Genomic DNA, 16765 nt, shown 5'->3' on the forward strand with positions numbered 1-16765 from the left:
GTAAATAAATTACATAATTACCTCTGGTCACGCTTATTGCGATTAACAAACGCATTTCGCTATCTTTTTCATGCTATGATGATCCTCCCCTAATTTGCAGATTGCATCACAATATTGACGCAGATCAGAAAAACAGATATAGCTCATTTGCATATTCCCTTTCCGAATAGAGGGCCGCGAAAGCTGCATAATAACATCCTTTTCCCGCTGATCGGGGACAACTAAATATAATACTTCACCGCCGTCCTGTACACTACAGTTCAAATCTGTCAATCGTAATATCCCCGAATAAATACTTGTGCTCTTTTCAACTTCAAAAGCGGCGATCACCTTGGCCGTGCCTTTAGCGAACCACAGCACATCAATGAGTTTGACTGTGTTCAATACTTCTTTTTCAAGATTCAATCTCGGAAATTCTTCCAGGGAAATAAAAGTAAATTTATTTCCGTTCCATGATTTGGAGCGGTCATTAGAGGCGGCTATTACATCATACCCTAACGAATGCCCGATCTTGAGCAGGTGATATTGCATTTCGTTATGTAAATGTTCGTCCTCTGTCTCTGCCCTTTTGTCTTTGTGCCGCTTTTCAATTAATTTTTCCAGCCTGGTTCGTTCAGTTTCTGATAAATATTCATCCTTACCTAACAGCAGTTTTTGCGTTCCAATCTCAAACAACAAGCCGGCAAAAGCACCGGTGTCCATGGAAAGCTCATTACAATATTTACGGTTCATATCCATGATGACTTCCCGGATCTTCAGGTACTCGCTCCAACTTCCCAGTTTTTTTTTGTCTTTGAACAAATAATTAAATCCATTGATGATCGCCGTGTTGAACGGAGGAATAAGTGTTGGATGCAAAAAGTATAGGATACTGGCTACTGCCGGGCCGAGCCCTTTGATCTTTAAAGCATCCAGCTTTTCGATTTCCTGGATAAGTTGAATTTCATTCTTTGCATTGATACAATTTTCCAAAAACTGACCGAAAGCTACTTTATTAGCCTCGTTTTCGTAAATATCCGGTATTCGCAGCTTCGGTTTCCAATAAAAAGGATGCGAAGCACCTTCAAAAACTTGCTTCTGCTCCGTGATGCAACTCAACACAAATTCCAGGGAAGTGCCTTTAAAGTCATTGCCGAAACGTTTTCTCTTAATATCATCAATGACCTGCAAAACACCTCTGCGGATGGACCGGAATGCTTTAAGCCGATCTTCATTATTGATAAACCAGGTATTATAAACAGATTCCTGATCGTTCTTATACTGCGTAATAATAGATTGTAAATGTTCGCTCATGTTTAGAATTGATGCACTAAGATAGCAGAACTCTCTATTAAATGTCAAATGACATTATTCTTCTCAAAATATTGATCATCTTAATTGAATAAAACAAATGGGAATAGTGTTTACTTTAAGTAATAAGCGGTTTTTTGTATTGAACTAACACTTGATCATTACCCAGGGAAACTTGATCTTTTTAAACAAACGGTTGAATAATTTCCTGGGATTTGCTAAGATTTTATGATTAAATTCTAAGAGATCATTTATTGAATGATAATGGTAATGATGGGCCATTTCAGCATGTCCTAAGCCTGAAAAATATTTCTTTGATCTATTTGCAGCATCTGCTAGCTCGTCTGGCTTATAAAAAGGCGTATCTACTATGTGTATTTCACCACGCACTGTCAAACACTTAAATGCTTCATTTATAACCTCCGAAAAGCAGTTGAAATATTGTATCGAAGCTGCAAATACAATAATATCAAATTTCAGTCCTTCTAAATGCTCGGACGGAAAACGATCATATATGAATTTTAGATTTTTTTTACTAAAAACGTTTATCGCCTGATTGATTTCGACCCGATTAACATCTAAACCGGTTACTTCTGATTGTCCAATTTCTGATAACTTCGCAGAAAGCCAGCCATTACCGCAACCTACTTCCAGAATTTTTATGGGTTTTCTTTTCCTTTTAAGATAGGAGATCAATAAACTGCAGGATTGCTTTCTGATTTTCCACTCTTTATAGTGGACATGATCGCGAGCAATATGAGGTAACAACAAAACTTCTATATCAGAATAGATCCGTTTCTCTATTTGCCGCAAAGCGATGTAATTCTGCTCGAAACCTAAATTAGTATTCATGATAAGGTGATATCATCTATACATCCGGTTTGACTAATACTAAACAAATTGTAAAACCATTCACTTAAGGCAGGTTTGATAATCTGTTAAGTTGATTAGCAGTACGTAAAAATTATAGATTGGGTTGCTGTCGAACTAATGATAACTGTTGAAGTTAACGGCAACATTTTTTTATAAATAGGAATTTAAAAAGCCAAATAAGGCCGCTTTTAATCTTTTTCATTTCTATGGAATATATATTGAGACGTGTATTAAAGCTGTTTATTGTGCTTTTACAAGTTACAATAATTAATGTTTTAATTAATGAGATACCTGTTATAACTGCCGGGCATCGTTTCGTTTCGGAAGGATGGCCTCGGTAGATTATGAAACAATTTGTCAAGCCAATAGTTGTAACCAATTTTTACCTATGAATCAAGGAATTGAAGCCCCGCAAATCGTTGAATGGTTTCTTATATAAATTGTATCCAATACTAATATCTCCGCTGCCAAAAACGTATTTTTATGGAAAACCTATTATAGAGGTATTCGTTTTAATTTAATGGAGATGATATAAACTATTATTCAAAACACCATGGAAAATCATTTTTTTATTAAAGCGCCTTTATGTTTTAATACCTACTCCAAAACCCTCGAAATTAACCATGAAGGGGGAATATTTACGATTTCTTTGAATGGAAAAACCATAGGCGCTGTTACCAGTAATGAAGATAAAAGCTGGGACCTGGCAGGTGGAGAATTTGATCAGGAAACCGCAAATCTGATCGGGGAAGGCATTGAGAAATATTATGATGAACATTTCAGTTAATATTAGATTTTCAAATGCTTATTTCTATCTCGTCTCATGATTTAAAATTAGCTGTGAACGTGTTATGTCCCTTAAAAAATATATCTATTAAAAGTTCCATATTTCTCCTTTACCTTTCCTGTTGGTATACTTAAAACGATCAGTGCTACACCCGTGATGTTAGCATTCCAAAGTGGAAAAGGAGGTATGTACTTCATAAAATCCATGACTGTGATAAGCCATAATGCAAAAATAATATTTAACAACCTTAAAGCCCTACCAACTTCTGCCATAGAAATTATGGAAAAAGTGACCACTAACGCACCAAGCGTGGTAAAATAATTAGCGACTTTACCAGTTATATCAAAATTGCCCGGATAAAACATCCACCACAATCCAACTACTGTGCATAATAACAAACTCCAGGGCAAGTTTATTCCCCAGCCCATCGCCGGAAGCGTTTTGGAGATAGAATCTGTAAAAAGCGGGGTCCGGACATCTTTACTGCCGCCTTTGATGGTATCACCCATCCAGAAAGTACGCCAAAAAGGCTTTCCCCCTTTTACACGCTTACTCAAAAACTGAATCATAGCCACGACTTCATCCAAAGTAAGTGGTATCATTATGACCATAGCGATAGCAGTAACCAGGCAGATGGTACACCAGTGTCCAACCGAAACGGGCTGTAAAGTAATCAGCACGATGCTGACAACACCCAATGGAATAACCAGTATACCAAAGAAACTAACCATCCAGGGCATCGTTCGCCATCGGTTCGACATCCCCATATAACCCATGAGGGCTTCTATGGTGTAGGATAGGTTACCCAGCCCGGCATCAGAAATCGGAAAAGATTTGGAAACGGAGGAGGTTAAAACCTTTTCTGTTCCCATGCTAAAAAACGGGTCCCAGGCCTGATGAATATAACCTAATTGATAGGCCGTCAAATAGCGGGAACAAAAAAATCCGATCCAGCCCAATACAATGATGGGCGTGCGCTGCAGCCAGGTGGAAGGATTGTACGACCAGCCAGGAGGCGTATCTGGCCCGGATGGCATCGTCATCATCATTTGCATCATACCTGGCATTTCCGGAATAAGTACGGATAGGCCAATGGCGAAGATACCAGCTATGCTATCAGTTATATAAGCTGATGCGTCGGGTGACCAAAAAACCAACGGCGCGAACAGGAGCCATAAACCAACCATTGTAGAAGCCCATGGTGCCCAAAGCCGGAAAGGGTTAGCCGAAAGCAGACTAAAGACAATCAAAAGCACCCCGCTAATCAAATCGCTATAGGTCATTGCGGCGCTTTTATAACCAAAGGTAAAAGGCGCTGCCATAAGAAAAAACCCGAGCAGGACATTTGTAGCATGTGTCCAATATAAGTTATTGTAGTGTTCAACGATCATTTTTGTTTGATCTGCCAGCTGCTTATGGGAAAATGTTTCACCTTGCGGCGACATGGAAGAATGATCGTGCTGCTTCATATGATTAGTAATTGGTCAAAACTTATTGGATTTACTCTTTTAATTTATTTACCTTATAAAATTTCTCAGGGTCCGCTTTTAGATTTTTAACCATTTGTGGTAAAGTATTACGTAGTCCATTTTTTGGCCGCCAGCCTATCATTTTTTTTGCTTTAGTACTGTCCAGCTCGAAATGATCATCCGCCAAATCAATCATCCAGGGTTTAATAAATGCTTTGCCAAAAAGATTTAACATAAATGCGCCGGCTTTGGCAAACCACTTCGGTATATGAATGATTTCTGAATTTTTGCCATTAATTGCTTTACTGATAATATCCTGCAATTCCTGATAAGATAAGGTTTCGTCATCTCCGATATTCAGGATGACTTCTGGCGGCAACTCTTTCCTTTTGTTGATGACTTTAACAATGGAATCAACCAGATCATCAAGGTGAACATACGTACTGCCATGAGTTACATCGCCAGGGTAGAGCCGTGCACTGATCTGCTTTTCGTAAATGCGCTGTATCTGGTTAGTAATGGGTATTGAATTGCCCTGTTCATTATATACGCCGGCTATACGCATTGTCACGACCGGTATCTTGCCCCTTTTCTCATTCAGAACTTTTTCTGTTGCCACCTTTGATTTTGGATAGTCCCACTTGGGTTCAAGCGGCCATTCCTCGTCCATTTTTACACCAGGAGATGATGGTTTATATACAAGCATACTACTCGAAAATATAAACTGGTCTACCTTAAACTTCTGAAGGTTGTTTAACAACCTTTCCGTTCCCTTGACTGTCACTTTATCATACAAGTCAGAAGGCTTACCTAAAAAGTCGTAATACGCTGCCAGGTGTACTACAGACGCAATCCTGTTTCCGTAAGCATAGCGAATCCGGTCAAAAGCGAATTCAACGCTTTGGTCACTGGTAAGGTCAACACAGATACATTCAGCTTCGGCAGGTGGAAAAGGATAGCCGGCATTGTCTAATCCAGCAATAAGAAATTTTGAAGCCAGCTTTTCAATAAGCGCGGTACCTATCAACCCACTGGCACCTGAAACAACGATCAGTTCCTTTTGTATTCCGCCGGATTTGATTGCGGTTTCGCTTTTTTCCTTTTCCATTGTACTTCTGTTTTAAGTTTGAATAGGTTGTTCTTCAATTATGCTATCAGGTCGGGACAGAATTTGTTGACAGGTTTGCGCACATTGATAACAAGCTTTACTGCACTCACTGCAATATGCTATACCCATGCCGTCAAGCCTTTCAAGTTCTTCCCCGCAGGAGTTACAGATGAATGCACACACCTGGCATAAGTGTAAGGTAATGATGTCTTCCAGCGTCAGTTCTTCCGCCATTGCCTTGCAAACTGACGCACAATCCAAAGCCATGTGTATTCCCGTTCCCGTAACCCGGGAGGGGTCCTGCCCCAGATTTTGAGCAACATAGCATGCACAAAGCAGAGTACACCTTTCAAGCTTCTGAATAAATTCCTGTTGATATGGATTTGACATCGTTTCCTTTAAAAAATATGCTTTGCATCCCGGCAAAAGCTTATCCAGTTCATTTCGTTATCTCTGAAATATTTGCTGGTTAGCAGTACTCACGTAAGAATAAAATTGCTCACCTATTAAGCTAAAGGCGTGCTTCACAGCACACCTTTAGTTTAAAATTAAACGGCTGTAGCCATTTGTTCACAAGCTTCAGCGCATCTGCGGCAGGCTTCGGCGCATTCTTTACAATGCTCCATACCCATATGCGCATGTTTTTCGCATTCTTCGGCACAGGCTTTGCATGCATCGGCACAGATGCGGCACAGATGCGCGCTATATTCACTGCCTAAACTCATCAACTCGGCAGCTGACCGGCAAATGGCAGCACATTCCAGATCGAGTTGTATGCACTTAGATAGCATTTTGACATCTTCTTCTTTTAAACATTCGGTAGCGCAATGGCTACAGGAAACCGCACACGCTACACAAGCATCAATGCAATCTTTGAATTTTTGATGTGACATAATTTTTCGTTTATATAGTTAGTAGTTAGATTTATATGAATGATGGAGCTATTTGTTCCCATTTGCCAGCAACCAATCCTGGAACTGACTGATTTCTTTAGTTTGGCTGTCTATAATACTCTGAGCCATCGTCTTCATAGCACTTTCCGAGCCTTTCAAAAGTTCTAATCGTGCATTTTCTGTTGCCGTTTGATGATGCCCGATCATAAGGATGGCGAAATCGTGATCGATCCTTCCGTTAATGATCTGTAGATCGGCTTGTTTCATGCCTTTTTGCATATCCATCATTTGTTGCATGTCGAAATCCGGGTCGTTGCCGTGTGCCGGGTGTGATTTTAAAAACGATGTTAATTGCGCTATCTCTGCCTGCTGAGCTGTAATGATGGATTGAGCCATTTGTTTCATGGTCGCATCGGTTCCGCTTTGCAGTTCGAGGTTGGCCATATCTATCGCACCCTGGTGGTGAATGCGCATCATCAGCGCGAAATCATTATCCGGGTCTTTGGTCATTTTTAAGGTATCCATTTTCGCCATTGTAGCGTGCATGATGCCCATCATTTGATTTTGGTCATGCCCCTGTAGCTGCAATTGGTTACTATCTTTTTTACATGCGCTAAAAACGGCGACAAAGGCGGTTAAGATGGAAAGTTTAAATAGAATTTTCATGGTAGTGTATTTAAAATGAATTGCTGAATTTTATCCTTTATGATTGGTCTTCCACTGCTGAAACCCTTTGATATCCTGGCCTTGCTGTGGGATGGATTTTTGTGCCATCGAACGTAGCTTGTCTGTTTTGCTATAGGCTATTATACTTTTTGCCATTTGAATGCCGTCCGTATGATGTTTAATCATCATGTCTGCAAATTCATGGTCCACTGAGGACATCGACATATGGCCCGGTTTCATCATAGACATCATATTATCCTGCATCGCTTTTGCCGGTCCGGCACTTTTGTTCATAGGGTCATAGTTTTTGGGAGTGCTTTGCAACGAAGCGATTAACTGGTCCAAATCTGAAACTTCCTTCGTTTGGTCATCGATGATTTTTTGGGCCATTGCTTTCAACTTGGCATCTTTGCCGTCTTGGAGTTCGACCTTAGCCATATTAATAGCTCCCTGATGATGGATCTTTAACATAGACGCAAAGTCGAGGTCTACTATGCCTTTCATCGGCTGTGCCTCCATATCTTTCATCATCTTATTCATTACCTCCATCAGCTCCTCCCCATGAAAGCTTGTTTTGATTTCAGGTGCCGAAAAAATAATAACCGGTTTTGTTGCAAATGGACTGTTACCTGCAAACGCACCCTTAGTACTGTTAAAGCTAATGGCATTAGCTGCCAAAAGCGGGATCATTAAAATTGTTGTTTTCATAGCTTAGTTTTTATTTGTTTTATGTTAGATGTTAAATACTATAAGATGATGGTCAGGCCTCCGCCAAAACCATATTGGTTGTCGTAACTTGCCGAAACAGCGAAGTTTTTGGTAAGGATATAACGCGTATCGACCTGGAACTCATTATCTGTATTATAGGATGACCCCATGTACAGTCTCTTGGTCAACGGTATATCCTCCCGGCTGATCGTGAAGCGAAACTGCCCTTTGCTACTGATACGCGCATCTGTTTGTAAGAAAAGCGGAAGAAGGTAGCGCACACCGGCAACTGCGCTGTTATCCCCGTTACGACGAAACAGCCTACCTTTTTCTGTCTGCTCGAAGTTGCCGCCTACATAAGCAGCCAAATACTGGTTATTATCCAGATACCGCTGGAAACGCGGGTCAATTTCGTACCGTCCATCGTAGCTGAACCTGTAATTAGCGTTGAATTCATAACGGGTGTTCGATATGAAAATAGACCCTACACTTGTTTGCGAATGAAAAGAGGCCATACCCCAGGTATACCAGCGGCGGTCGTCTTTTAACAAGGGGTTATTTTTCTGATAGGGGGCAACCTCGTGGTTGCTTGGGTTATCTTCATAACGGACCACCCTGGCCATGCCGGACATCATATGGTATAAGGTATGACAGTGAAAAAACCAATCATGCGCTTCATCCGCTAAAAATTCAATGGTTTTTACCTGCATAGGCTCAATACTGACGGTATGCTTTAGCGGCGCAGAATCGCCCTTGGCGTTTAAAACCCGGAAAAAGTGCCCATGCAGGTGCATAGGATGCTCCATCATCGTGGTATTATGTAGAACAAACCTTACGATCTCACCTTTTCTGATCAATAATTTGTCTGCTTCCGATAAAGCCTTATTGTTGATCAACCACGTGTAACGGATCATACTTCCGGTCAGATATAAATGGTACGTTCTTACCGTATGAGAGCCTTCTATTACAGTTGAACTATTTGCCTGAAGCATATCGTAGGTCAGTATCTTCCCTTCACCACCTAATCCCAGCAACATGGAACCGCCCGGCCCCATCTTCGTGCCTTTGCCGTCATCAGTCATATTCATGCTTCCCATGCCCCCCATACCCATTTCGCCCATATCCATCTTACCCATGTCTTTCTGCTGGTCACCCATATCGGGTTTCATTCCTTTCACGGGCATTTTTTTTGTTTTATTGCCAGCCATGTTTTTCATGCTTGAGTCGCCCTTCATGTCAATTCCATTCATCTTCATTTCACTTTTATCAGGCGTAGGCTTATCTGCTTTTTTATCCATTTTCATATCACCCATATCCATGCCGTCCATTTTCATTTCGCCGGTACTCTTGCTGAACTGCAGGCCGTCATTTTTTACTTTTGAGCTGGGCACTGAATTCATAGGCATATTCATCTGGCTCATCATCCGGTTGAAGGTGTGGGTTAGTTTATAATAGGGTACGGGAGGAATGTCTTTAACTTTAACTTCAGCACCAGACCCTAACCAAGCCGATACTTTCCCTGATACGTCCTGATAGGTCGCGCGGAATTCGTATTTGCCTTTTAAGGGTATTTTGACAAGTACATCATAGGTTTCTGCTGTTCCGATCAGTATCTTGTCAACCGTCACAGGTTTTACTTCCAGGCCATCCGCCGCGACAACCGTCATTTGACTTCCCGCATAGTTCAACCAAAAATAACTGGATGAGGAACCATTAATGATCCGTAGTCTAACCGTCTCACCCGGTTTAAATTTGGACAGTTGCTGATCCGTGTAGCCATTAACCAGGAACCGGTCGTATTTGACATCCGCCAGATCCATTGCCGGCATACGCATCCAGTCCAGTTTTAGTTTGTCGCCCAGGTAACCTTTTGAGATCGCTCCGCCATAACTGAGAACGCTTCCTTTCTGAATGGAGAACCAGTCGGTTCCCCGCTTTAACATCCTTTGCACTTCTTTCGGTTTATAATCCGTCCAGTCGGAAAAAAGCATCACCTGTTCGGGGTAATCTTTGCTTTTTATTTGAGGATGTATTACAATGGAGCCATAAAGGCCGGACTGTTCGTCCAAATCTGTATGGGAGTGATACCAGAATGTTCCGGTTTGCCGGAGAGGTATAATAAAGGTATGGGTGGAATCCGGCATGATTGGCACAGTGGTGAGATAAGGAACGCCGTCGTACTGATTGGGTACTAAAACACCATGCCAGTGAATAGACGTTTCCGTTTTCATCCGGTTGTGAACACGGATATATGCTGTGTCTCCTTCCGTAAACGAAAGCGTAGGGCCTGGTATATGGCCGTTTATCGCCATCGCTTTTACCGGTTTTCCGGTATAATTTGCAATGGTATCCGTTATAAAGAGGTCATAGTTTACCCGTTTTCCGGCATGAATATAATGATCATTCAGGGTAGAGGAGGTACTGCCTATGGTGTCCTTTCCCTGTTTAGTCATCCCTTTCATATGCATACCCGGCATCCCTTCGCTCATTTTCATTTGATCTTTCATATCCATATGCTTCATACCGGTATCTTGCATGTTCATTCCAGGCATTGCAGTCTTTTCCTTCATATTCATTCCGGGCATCGTATTTTGTCCCGACATATCCATTCCGGGCATACTTTTCTTACTCATTTTCATTCCAGGCATTGCATTACTTCTTTTTTTAACGCCAGAAGCCTTAGCTGAACTGCCATCCATTTTCATCCCTGGCATTCCTGAGGTGTTTTTTGAGGGCATATGATGAGCAGCCGGAGTCGACTTGTTAGGTTTCTTCGTAACTTTCTTGGAGGCAGGCATCGGCATTTTCATGTGCATGGTGGTATCGGTCATGCGCATTTTTTTCTGCTGACAACTGGCTGAATGACTAAATCCAAGCAGACAGATGATTAATAGGTTAATGGTGATTTTCATGATGGTATTAAATTTTATCCAGTGGTTTCCTGTCATTTTTATCAATTGATTTATACTGACTGGGAGTCAAACCGGTAATGCTTTTAAATTGATTAGACAAATGTGCATTGCTGCTATAACCCATCATATGAGCTATTTCATTCATATTCAGCTCACCATATTGCAGTAGTTCCTTCACCTTCGCTATCTTTTGCTGTATAATAAACTTTTCAATGGTTACATCCTCGTGATCGGAGAATACACGGCTCAGATAAGAATAATCCATTTGCAGGGTTTCGGCAAGTATACTGCTGAGGGTTTGATAAACGCCGGTCAGGTCTGAATGGTGGACCAGCTTGATAACGGTGTTTTTAATTTTTTCTACCAGTTGGTCACGTTCCTTATCGATGATTTCAAAGCCCAGTATTTTTAATGAGGAGGCGATCTGTTGCATCTGTTCCTCATTTGGTTCGGGGTGAAATTGAACCTCGCCAAGGCTGATGTCAGAGACCAGAAAATTGTGATTATCTATTTGTTGTTTGACGACCATAATACAACGGTCGCAAACCATATTTTTTATATGAAGGATCATGTTCGAGTTTCAAGCGGTTAACGATTAAACATTAAAATACCATCCGCGGGGTGCGGCAGCTTGAACTCAAATGAGGATAGAACGATTTAAAATATATATAAATGGCTTTGAGGCATCAGGTGGTGCTTTAGCTATAGGCCATTTGAATTGCTCAGTAGTAGCTCGCACAACGCAATCCTGAAAATATATAATCTGATGAAGTTGAACTTTAAATACCTCTAACTGCAATTCCGTTGATCCATTAACATTTTCCTTGACCATCGACAAGTTTTGCTGGTTGCAGCAAGTGCAATGCTGACTTTTTATTTGAGAAGGGGAATCTCCCGAAGGCTCGTCACAGCAATGATCATCGTCACAAGAATCTGTTTTGGACAATGCGGAACCATGGTTAATATAACCGGGGCCGGCATCGGTACAGCAATGAAAAAAGCAGGCTGATACCCCTGATGTTAACATCAGGTATAAGGCCGCCAAAATCAATGCACTAAACTTTTTCATTATTATTACTACACAAAAAAGTTACAATTGTTCTTGACTAAATATTTTTCTTTAAAATTAAAATCCTGCTGGCATCGCAGCAGGATTTCTGTCTACACCTTTGCTAATCAATTCTTTGTGCAAAATAGCCTTTTGCCGTCACACTTTCGATGATCTGTTCGGCAGTTAAACCCTCTGCCTGTACGGTAAGTACCTTATCGCGATTAGCGGTATCTACCTCCCACTTATCTATACCCTTTAAATTGTCCAATGATGGGGTTACAGATGCTATGCAGCCACCGCAGTTAATATTGGTTTTGAATTTGAACGTTTCCATGTTATTTGATTTATATTAAATGTTAATTTTTGATAATTTCAGCCGGAGGCTATTGCTCACCACCGATACGGAGCTTAGTGCCATAGCCGCCCCGGCGATCATCGGATTCAATAAAAATCCGTTGATAGGATACAACAGTCCGGCCGCAATAGGTATGCCGATCAGGTTATAAACAAATGCCCAAAACAAATTTTGTCTTATCGTACGAACCGTTAACCGTGAAAGCTTTATCGCTTTAGCGATTTGCGTAAGGTCGGGGGATATCAACGTGATCTTCGCAACATCCATTGCGATATCTGAACCCTGCCCCATCGCGATGGAAAGGTTAGCCTGGGCCAGTGCCTGGCTGTCATTGATACCATCGCCAACCATAGCTACGACCTTTCCCTTGGCTTGCAATTGTTTAACAAAGTCTGCCTTATCTGAAGGTAATGCTTCTGCTATGACCTGATCGATCCCTGCTACAGCTGCAATGTTATTCGCCGCTTGCCGGTTGTCGCCCGTAACCATGTAAACTTCGATGCCTTGTTTTTTCAAATCTTCTACCGCCTGCGCGGAATTGCTTTTTAACTTGTCCTGTATACCGATGATACCTAAGACCGATGTATGGTCTGCAAAATAGATAACGGTCTTCGAGGCATTCTGCCACAAATCCTGCTGCTTTTTCAGATCATCCGGTATTTGGATGTTAATGCTGTTAACCAGCTTGGGGCTCCCGGCCAAATAAGGCTTTCCATCCTGCAAGCCTTCTACTCCGCGTCCGGTAAGGCTTTTAAAATAAGCTAAGGGAACAGGTTTTACGTCCATCTCTTTGAGGTATTCAACTACAGCCGCTCCCAAAGGGTGTTCTGATTCTTGCTCTAAGGACAGCAAAATTCCTGCAAGAAATGACCTGTTCTCTTCCGCCGGTTTTGTCCAGACCAGATCTGTTACTTTTGGTTTGCCCTCTGTTAATGTTCCGGTTTTATCGAGAACAACAGCGTTCACACGGTAGCCAAGTTCCAGGGCTTCAGCATCTTTAACAAGGATGCCGTTTTCAGCTCCTTTACCGATCCCGACCATAACAGCGGTAGGTGTTGCCAGCCCTAAAGCGCAGGGGCAGGCGATCACCATCACCGTTACCATAGCTAACAGGCCCTGGGTGAGGGCGTGCTGCCCGCCGAACAAAAGCCATGCTCCGAAACTCAGCAGCGCAATTAACATGACAACCGGTACAAACACGCCGGCAATTTTATCGACAAGTTTTTGAACCGGGGCTTTTGAACCTTGCGCCTCCTGAACCAATTGAATGATCTGGGCCAACATCGTTGCGCTTCCCACTTTTTCGGCCGTAAAGCGAAAACTGCCTTTTTGGTTTATTGTTCCGGCAAATACCTTATCACCTGCTTTTTTTTCAACCGGGACAGGCTCACCGCTGATCATACTTTCATCAACAAAAGAGCTCCCTTCAAATAAGATGCCGTCAACGGGGATCTTTTCACCTGGGCGAACCAGCAAACGGTTACCTACCTGAACTTCTGCAATCGGCGTTTCTATTTCTCCCTTGTCAGTGATGAATAAAACAGTTTTTGGTTGCAACCCGATCAATTTTTTGATAGCAGAAGAGGTATTAGACTTTGCCCGCTCTTCCAGAAGCTTGCCCAGCATAATAAAGACGATCACTACGGCAGCAGCTTCAAAATAAACGTGCGGCATCAGTCCCTGCCGATACCAGAATTCGGGATATACGGTATTAAAAAAGCTAAATGCAAAAGCGATTCCCGTGCTCATCGCGACAAGCGTATCCATATTTGCTCTGCCGTGACGGGCCTGTTTCCAGGCATTGATAAAAAAACTCCGGCCTGCAACGAATAATACGGGTGCAGTCAGGATCAGCATGATGTAATTTCCATACGGAAAATTCATGAAAAACATCCCGATCAATACAACCGGAACCGTTAATGTCCCGGCCCAAATGATATTCTTCTTTAATTTATTCAATTGACTTTGCTGGGCTTCTGCTTGTTTTTCCCGCCCGTTCACCGTATCAATGATTAAATCATACCCAACAGATTGTACAGCTTGTTGCAAGCTAAAGGGTTGTACTAAAGCCGGATGAAAGGCTACTTTTACCGACTGTGTAGCATAATTAACTTCCGCCTTTTCTACACCTTCCTGTGCATTGATCATTGATTCTACACTCGCTGCACATCCGGCGCAGGTCATGCCGGTCACAGGAAAAGTAAGTGTTTGGGTTGCTGCTGTCATTCTTGAATTAAATATATGGTTACAAAATTACGCCTCATTCTTTTATGACTATTACATAATTCGGGGAAAGAATTACATAATTTGTTAGGTACAACTCAATACTTATGTCATACCGCAATAAAGTGATGATCGGTGGAGTCTCGCCATGATCGGTACTGTTAATGCAAATGCGTATGGAATGCCGCCCATAAAACAGCAATAATACCCGCCAGGCTTAGCAAGAACACAAGCGTATAGATAATCTCTTTAAATATTCTGCCGGCTGTCCAGGGCTTTTTCTTTTTAGGAGCCGACTTTTTAATTCTTTGCTTTTCTGGAATTGGCATAGACAATAATTAAACTGGTAGTAATCTAAATGTCGGGCATTAGCTTTTAAGCCAAAAGCTGATGCCCGACGATGTTCTTGTCTGTTACTCACGAATGATACGCCATTAGAAATGTTCCAGTCTGTTTATGGCAGGCCTGCCGCTACGATGATAATAGCCTGATAATTCACCCATCTCCGCACGTAAATGCTTCCTGATCTTTTTGGCAAACGACCGCAGTTCCTTATCATTCCCATACTTCGATAATACCCTAATCATTTTTAAGCCTTGCTGATCGAGGTCGATCAGCAGCAGCACAAATTCCTCGTCGGTTGTTGGCCTGCTTGCGAAAGTCAGTTTTTTATGCTGGGGAAATGAAGCTATTTGGCGGCCTATGCAGCCGTCTTTATGTAAGGGATCGTAATTTTCCGGCAGATTCCCCTTGACCAGGAATTTATTTAATTCTAAAGTTTCATGGATTCGGACAGCAATCATTTTCCTGACATTCCGGACCAACCGGTCATTTTTTCCCTTTTGCATCTCCAGCATCTCCAACTCCACAGCACCAAGATTGATTACGATAATGGACATGACGATATCCCGGTCAGTATTGCCCGTCATGAGCAGCTGACCGAGTTGGATATTCATCTTATCAATAATACTGTTGAAACTTACCGTGGTATCGGGATTAACGAAACCCGCCGAAACGTAGCTATTCCTGCCATGACCATGAACGGTCACAGCATAAAATAGAAACAACGCAAAAAGTCCAGGTGTTTTGTGCATCATGGGGATTGATCTTTAGTTGGCTACATTCTGCCTGATTACCGGGCAAGCCCATTATTTCATGGTAGAATCCATTTTCATGAGGCTATCTGGTTTGCCGGGTTTAGCATGCTCCTTACCCATATCATCCTCTTTCATCAAATATCTGCCCATAGGCCCTACGCCGGCGATGTGCGTTAACCGTGCGCCGTGATGACCGGTAATTGATAAACAGATAGCAGCAAGAGTAGCCGATACCAAAACAACGGTATTATATGACCTGGAATAAAATTTTGCAAAAACGCCTATTGCCTTTAAAAGCAACGTGATGCCTGATAACCATAGTGTATACCTTGCATACTTCTCATGCGCTGCAAATATTGCCATAGCGGCCTTAGGCGTATTATCCGCCGGGTCAGCATGGAACAAAGTGCTGGCCGCTAATGCGGAAAGAAAAGCTGCGGCCATGATCGCCAATGTAGCCCACCTGATTTGATGCCATTGAGGTTTGGCTACAATTATGATCTGGAAGGCAAATGCCATTAAAATCAATACAATTGGAAAATGTATAATTAACGGGTGTAAAGAGGGAAATCCTGAAAACATAGTCTTAATATTAAAGATTTGATATTTTGACCGGTACAAAGCGATACCGAATTCCATAATAAACAAGCGAGGCATCGCTAAATGCAATGGTGCTTACCGATGACCTTTTTCCTGGCATTCAACAAACATTAACTGAGACCTGATGGACAGTAAAATGGCCAAAAACAGTCACGCGTCAATTATTCTTCGAATGATGAAAAGGAGAAAAAATATTGGAATTGATCAAATCTGGAAACGCTGGATAGCTATGCGCATCGTCCAGGATGGTGGCCATTGGGAAACCTTTTTACTATTCTTAATTGCTGGCAAAAAACTGGTAAACCTGACGATAAGTGGATTACAGGGAAAAAATATATTTTGAGGTGACTCAAATGAAACTTTGTTACCTTGAGGTGTTTCTTTGGCCAGCGAATTAAACCGGGCCGTACTGTTCTGACAGCATGCCTCATCCTCGTTTTGCAAAACAGGATGATTATTTTTTTCGGTTAAAAAGTGGTCAGCGTGATTACTATTATGCAGGGCATGAATTACAACTTCATGATCATTATGATGAGGCAGATCCTGAAAACTCTGGCGTAAAGTACAACCAAGCCCAACAAGAGAGTTGAGCAAAAAGATAAATAACAGAAATACCGCTTTTTTTCTCATTAAATATCTAAGTTAACATATTTTTTGTTTATGTTGTTTTTGGTCACATACAAAATTATATGTTAGCGGGTGCGTAACTGTAAGGTATAAAAATATAAGCAGC

17 protein-coding genes are annotated in these 16765 nt (G+C 41.8%); 1 reads left to right on the top strand and 16 read right to left on the bottom strand.

Features of this window, described 5'->3' with window-relative positions:
• Positions 1–42: 42 nt before the first annotated feature.
• Both DIU38_RS22660 and DIU38_RS22665 read right to left on the bottom strand, forming a co-directional pair.
• Positions 43–1293 (bottom strand): hypothetical protein, encoded by a 1251-nt coding sequence (locus DIU38_RS22660; protein ID WP_112571211.1) that lies wholly within the window; start codon positions 1291–1293, stop codon positions 43–45.
• A gap of 144 nt (positions 1294–1437) precedes the next feature.
• The gene (locus tag DIU38_RS22665; RefSeq protein ID WP_112571209.1) at positions 1438–2142 is read right to left on the bottom strand and encodes a class I SAM-dependent methyltransferase; all 705 of its coding nucleotides are present in this window, start codon (positions 2140–2142) and stop codon (positions 1438–1440) included.
• Positions 2143–2716: 574 nt separating this feature from the next.
• On the opposite strand from DIU38_RS22665, the gene DIU38_RS22670 reads away from it, so the two are divergent.
• Positions 2717–2950 carry a hypothetical protein gene (locus tag DIU38_RS22670; RefSeq protein ID WP_112571207.1) on the top strand — a complete coding sequence of 78 codons (234 nt, stop codon included), beginning with the start codon at positions 2717–2719 and terminating at the stop codon, positions 2948–2950.
• A 71-nt stretch (positions 2951–3021) separates the two neighbouring features.
• On the opposite strand, the gene DIU38_RS22675 is transcribed toward DIU38_RS22670, so the two are convergent.
• The 14 genes from DIU38_RS22675 to DIU38_RS22735 all read right to left on the bottom strand — a co-directional run bounded on the left by DIU38_RS22675 (position 3022) and on the right by DIU38_RS22735 (position 16662).
• Entirely contained in the window at positions 3022–4419 is a 1398-nt protein-coding gene (locus DIU38_RS22675; RefSeq protein WP_112571205.1) for a vitamin K epoxide reductase family protein, read from the bottom strand.
• Between the two features lie 31 nt (positions 4420–4450).
• A complete protein-coding gene (locus DIU38_RS22680) occupies positions 4451–5527 on the bottom strand; it encodes an NAD-dependent epimerase/dehydratase family protein (RefSeq protein WP_112571202.1) in 1077 nt (358 codons plus the stop codon).
• Between the two features lie 548 nt (positions 5528–6075).
• Positions 6076–6420: a four-helix bundle copper-binding protein gene (locus tag DIU38_RS22685; protein WP_112571169.1), complete on the bottom strand. Its 345-nt coding sequence runs from the start codon at positions 6418–6420 to the stop codon at positions 6076–6078.
• Between the two features lie 48 nt (positions 6421–6468).
• Positions 6469–7086 (bottom strand): DUF305 domain-containing protein, encoded by a 618-nt coding sequence (locus tag DIU38_RS22690; protein ID WP_112571167.1) that lies wholly within the window; start codon positions 7084–7086, stop codon positions 6469–6471.
• 30 nt (positions 7087–7116) lie between these two features.
• A complete protein-coding gene (locus DIU38_RS22695; protein ID WP_112571165.1) occupies positions 7117–7794 on the bottom strand; it encodes a DUF305 domain-containing protein in 678 nt (225 codons plus the stop codon).
• 38 nt (positions 7795–7832) lie between these two features.
• Positions 7833–10742 carry a multicopper oxidase domain-containing protein gene (locus DIU38_RS22700; protein ID WP_112571163.1) on the bottom strand — a complete coding sequence of 970 codons (2910 nt, stop codon included), beginning with the start codon at positions 10740–10742 and terminating at the stop codon, positions 7833–7835.
• Positions 10714–11277 (bottom strand): helix-turn-helix domain-containing protein, encoded by a 564-nt coding sequence (locus tag DIU38_RS22705; RefSeq protein ID WP_112571161.1) that lies wholly within the window; start codon positions 11275–11277, stop codon positions 10714–10716. Before DIU38_RS22705 ends, DIU38_RS22700 begins: the two co-directional genes overlap by 29 nt.
• Positions 11278–11343: 66 nt before the next feature.
• Positions 11344–11775 (bottom strand): hypothetical protein, encoded by a 432-nt coding sequence (locus DIU38_RS22710; protein ID WP_112571159.1) that lies wholly within the window; start codon positions 11773–11775, stop codon positions 11344–11346.
• Positions 11776–11878: 103 nt separating this feature from the next.
• Positions 11879–12091: a heavy-metal-associated domain-containing protein gene (locus tag DIU38_RS22715; RefSeq protein WP_112571157.1), complete on the bottom strand. Its 213-nt coding sequence runs from the start codon at positions 12089–12091 to the stop codon at positions 11879–11881.
• A gap of 15 nt (positions 12092–12106) precedes the next feature.
• Positions 12107–14338: a heavy metal translocating P-type ATPase gene (locus DIU38_RS22720; protein ID WP_112571155.1), complete on the bottom strand. Its 2232-nt coding sequence runs from the start codon at positions 14336–14338 to the stop codon at positions 12107–12109.
• 158 nt (positions 14339–14496) lie between these two features.
• Positions 14497–14664: a hypothetical protein gene (locus tag DIU38_RS33190; RefSeq protein ID WP_167516251.1), complete on the bottom strand. Its 168-nt coding sequence runs from the start codon at positions 14662–14664 to the stop codon at positions 14497–14499.
• A 105-nt stretch (positions 14665–14769) separates the two neighbouring features.
• On the bottom strand, positions 14770–15432 hold the full coding sequence (locus DIU38_RS22725; protein WP_112571153.1) for a DUF305 domain-containing protein: 663 nt from the start codon (positions 15430–15432) through the stop codon (positions 14770–14772).
• Positions 15433–15483: 51 nt separating this feature from the next.
• Entirely contained in the window at positions 15484–15951 is a 468-nt protein-coding gene (locus DIU38_RS22730; RefSeq protein ID WP_129567792.1) for a hypothetical protein, read from the bottom strand.
• 285 nt (positions 15952–16236) lie between these two features.
• The gene (locus DIU38_RS22735; RefSeq protein ID WP_129567793.1) at positions 16237–16662 is read right to left on the bottom strand and encodes a hypothetical protein; all 426 of its coding nucleotides are present in this window, start codon (positions 16660–16662) and stop codon (positions 16237–16239) included.
• Positions 16663–16765 lie beyond the last annotated feature (103 nt).

Origin of the sequence: Mucilaginibacter metallidurans (assembly GCF_003286435.2) — a bacterium.
In the GTDB taxonomy this organism is placed as follows: domain Bacteria; phylum Bacteroidota; class Bacteroidia; order Sphingobacteriales; family Sphingobacteriaceae; genus Mucilaginibacter; species Mucilaginibacter gossypii.

Excerpts from the sequence above, each read along its gene's own strand:
- DIU38_RS22660 (WP_112571211.1), bottom strand. The coding sequence starts at position 1,293 with ATGAGCGAACATTTACAATCTATTATTACGCAGTATAAGAACGATCAG.
- DIU38_RS22665 (WP_112571209.1), bottom strand. The coding sequence starts at position 2,142 with ATGAATACTAATTTAGGTTTCGAGCAGAATTACATCGCTTTGCGGCAA.
- DIU38_RS22670 (WP_112571207.1), top strand. The coding sequence starts at position 2,717 with ATGGAAAATCATTTTTTTATTAAAGCGCCTTTATGTTTTAATACCTAC.
- DIU38_RS22675 (WP_112571205.1), bottom strand. The coding sequence starts at position 4,419 with ATGAAGCAGCACGATCATTCTTCCATGTCGCCGCAAGGTGAAACATTT.
- DIU38_RS22680 (WP_112571202.1), bottom strand. The coding sequence starts at position 5,527 with ATGGAAAAGGAAAAAAGCGAAACCGCAATCAAATCCGGCGGAATACAA.
- DIU38_RS22685 (WP_112571169.1), bottom strand. The coding sequence starts at position 6,420 with ATGTCACATCAAAAATTCAAAGATTGCATTGATGCTTGTGTAGCGTGT.
- DIU38_RS22690 (WP_112571167.1), bottom strand. The coding sequence starts at position 7,086 with ATGAAAATTCTATTTAAACTTTCCATCTTAACCGCCTTTGTCGCCGTT.
- DIU38_RS22695 (WP_112571165.1), bottom strand. The coding sequence starts at position 7,794 with ATGAAAACAACAATTTTAATGATCCCGCTTTTGGCAGCTAATGCCATT.
- DIU38_RS22700 (WP_112571163.1), bottom strand. The coding sequence starts at position 10,742 with ATGACAGGAAACCACTGGATAAAATTTAATACCATCATGAAAATCACC.
- DIU38_RS22705 (WP_112571161.1), bottom strand. The coding sequence starts at position 11,277 with ATGATCCTTCATATAAAAAATATGGTTTGCGACCGTTGTATTATGGTC.
- DIU38_RS22710 (WP_112571159.1), bottom strand. The coding sequence starts at position 11,775 with ATGAAAAAGTTTAGTGCATTGATTTTGGCGGCCTTATACCTGATGTTA.
- DIU38_RS22715 (WP_112571157.1), bottom strand. The coding sequence starts at position 12,091 with ATGGAAACGTTCAAATTCAAAACCAATATTAACTGCGGTGGCTGCATA.
- DIU38_RS22720 (WP_112571155.1), bottom strand. The coding sequence starts at position 14,338 with ATGACAGCAGCAACCCAAACACTTACTTTTCCTGTGACCGGCATGACC.
- DIU38_RS33190 (WP_167516251.1), bottom strand. The coding sequence starts at position 14,664 with ATGCCAATTCCAGAAAAGCAAAGAATTAAAAAGTCGGCTCCTAAAAAG.
- DIU38_RS22725 (WP_112571153.1), bottom strand. The coding sequence starts at position 15,432 with ATGATGCACAAAACACCTGGACTTTTTGCGTTGTTTCTATTTTATGCT.
- DIU38_RS22730 (WP_129567792.1), bottom strand. The coding sequence starts at position 15,951 with ATGGCATTTGCCTTCCAGATCATAATTGTAGCCAAACCTCAATGGCAT.
- DIU38_RS22735 (WP_129567793.1), bottom strand. The coding sequence starts at position 16,662 with ATGAGAAAAAAAGCGGTATTTCTGTTATTTATCTTTTTGCTCAACTCT.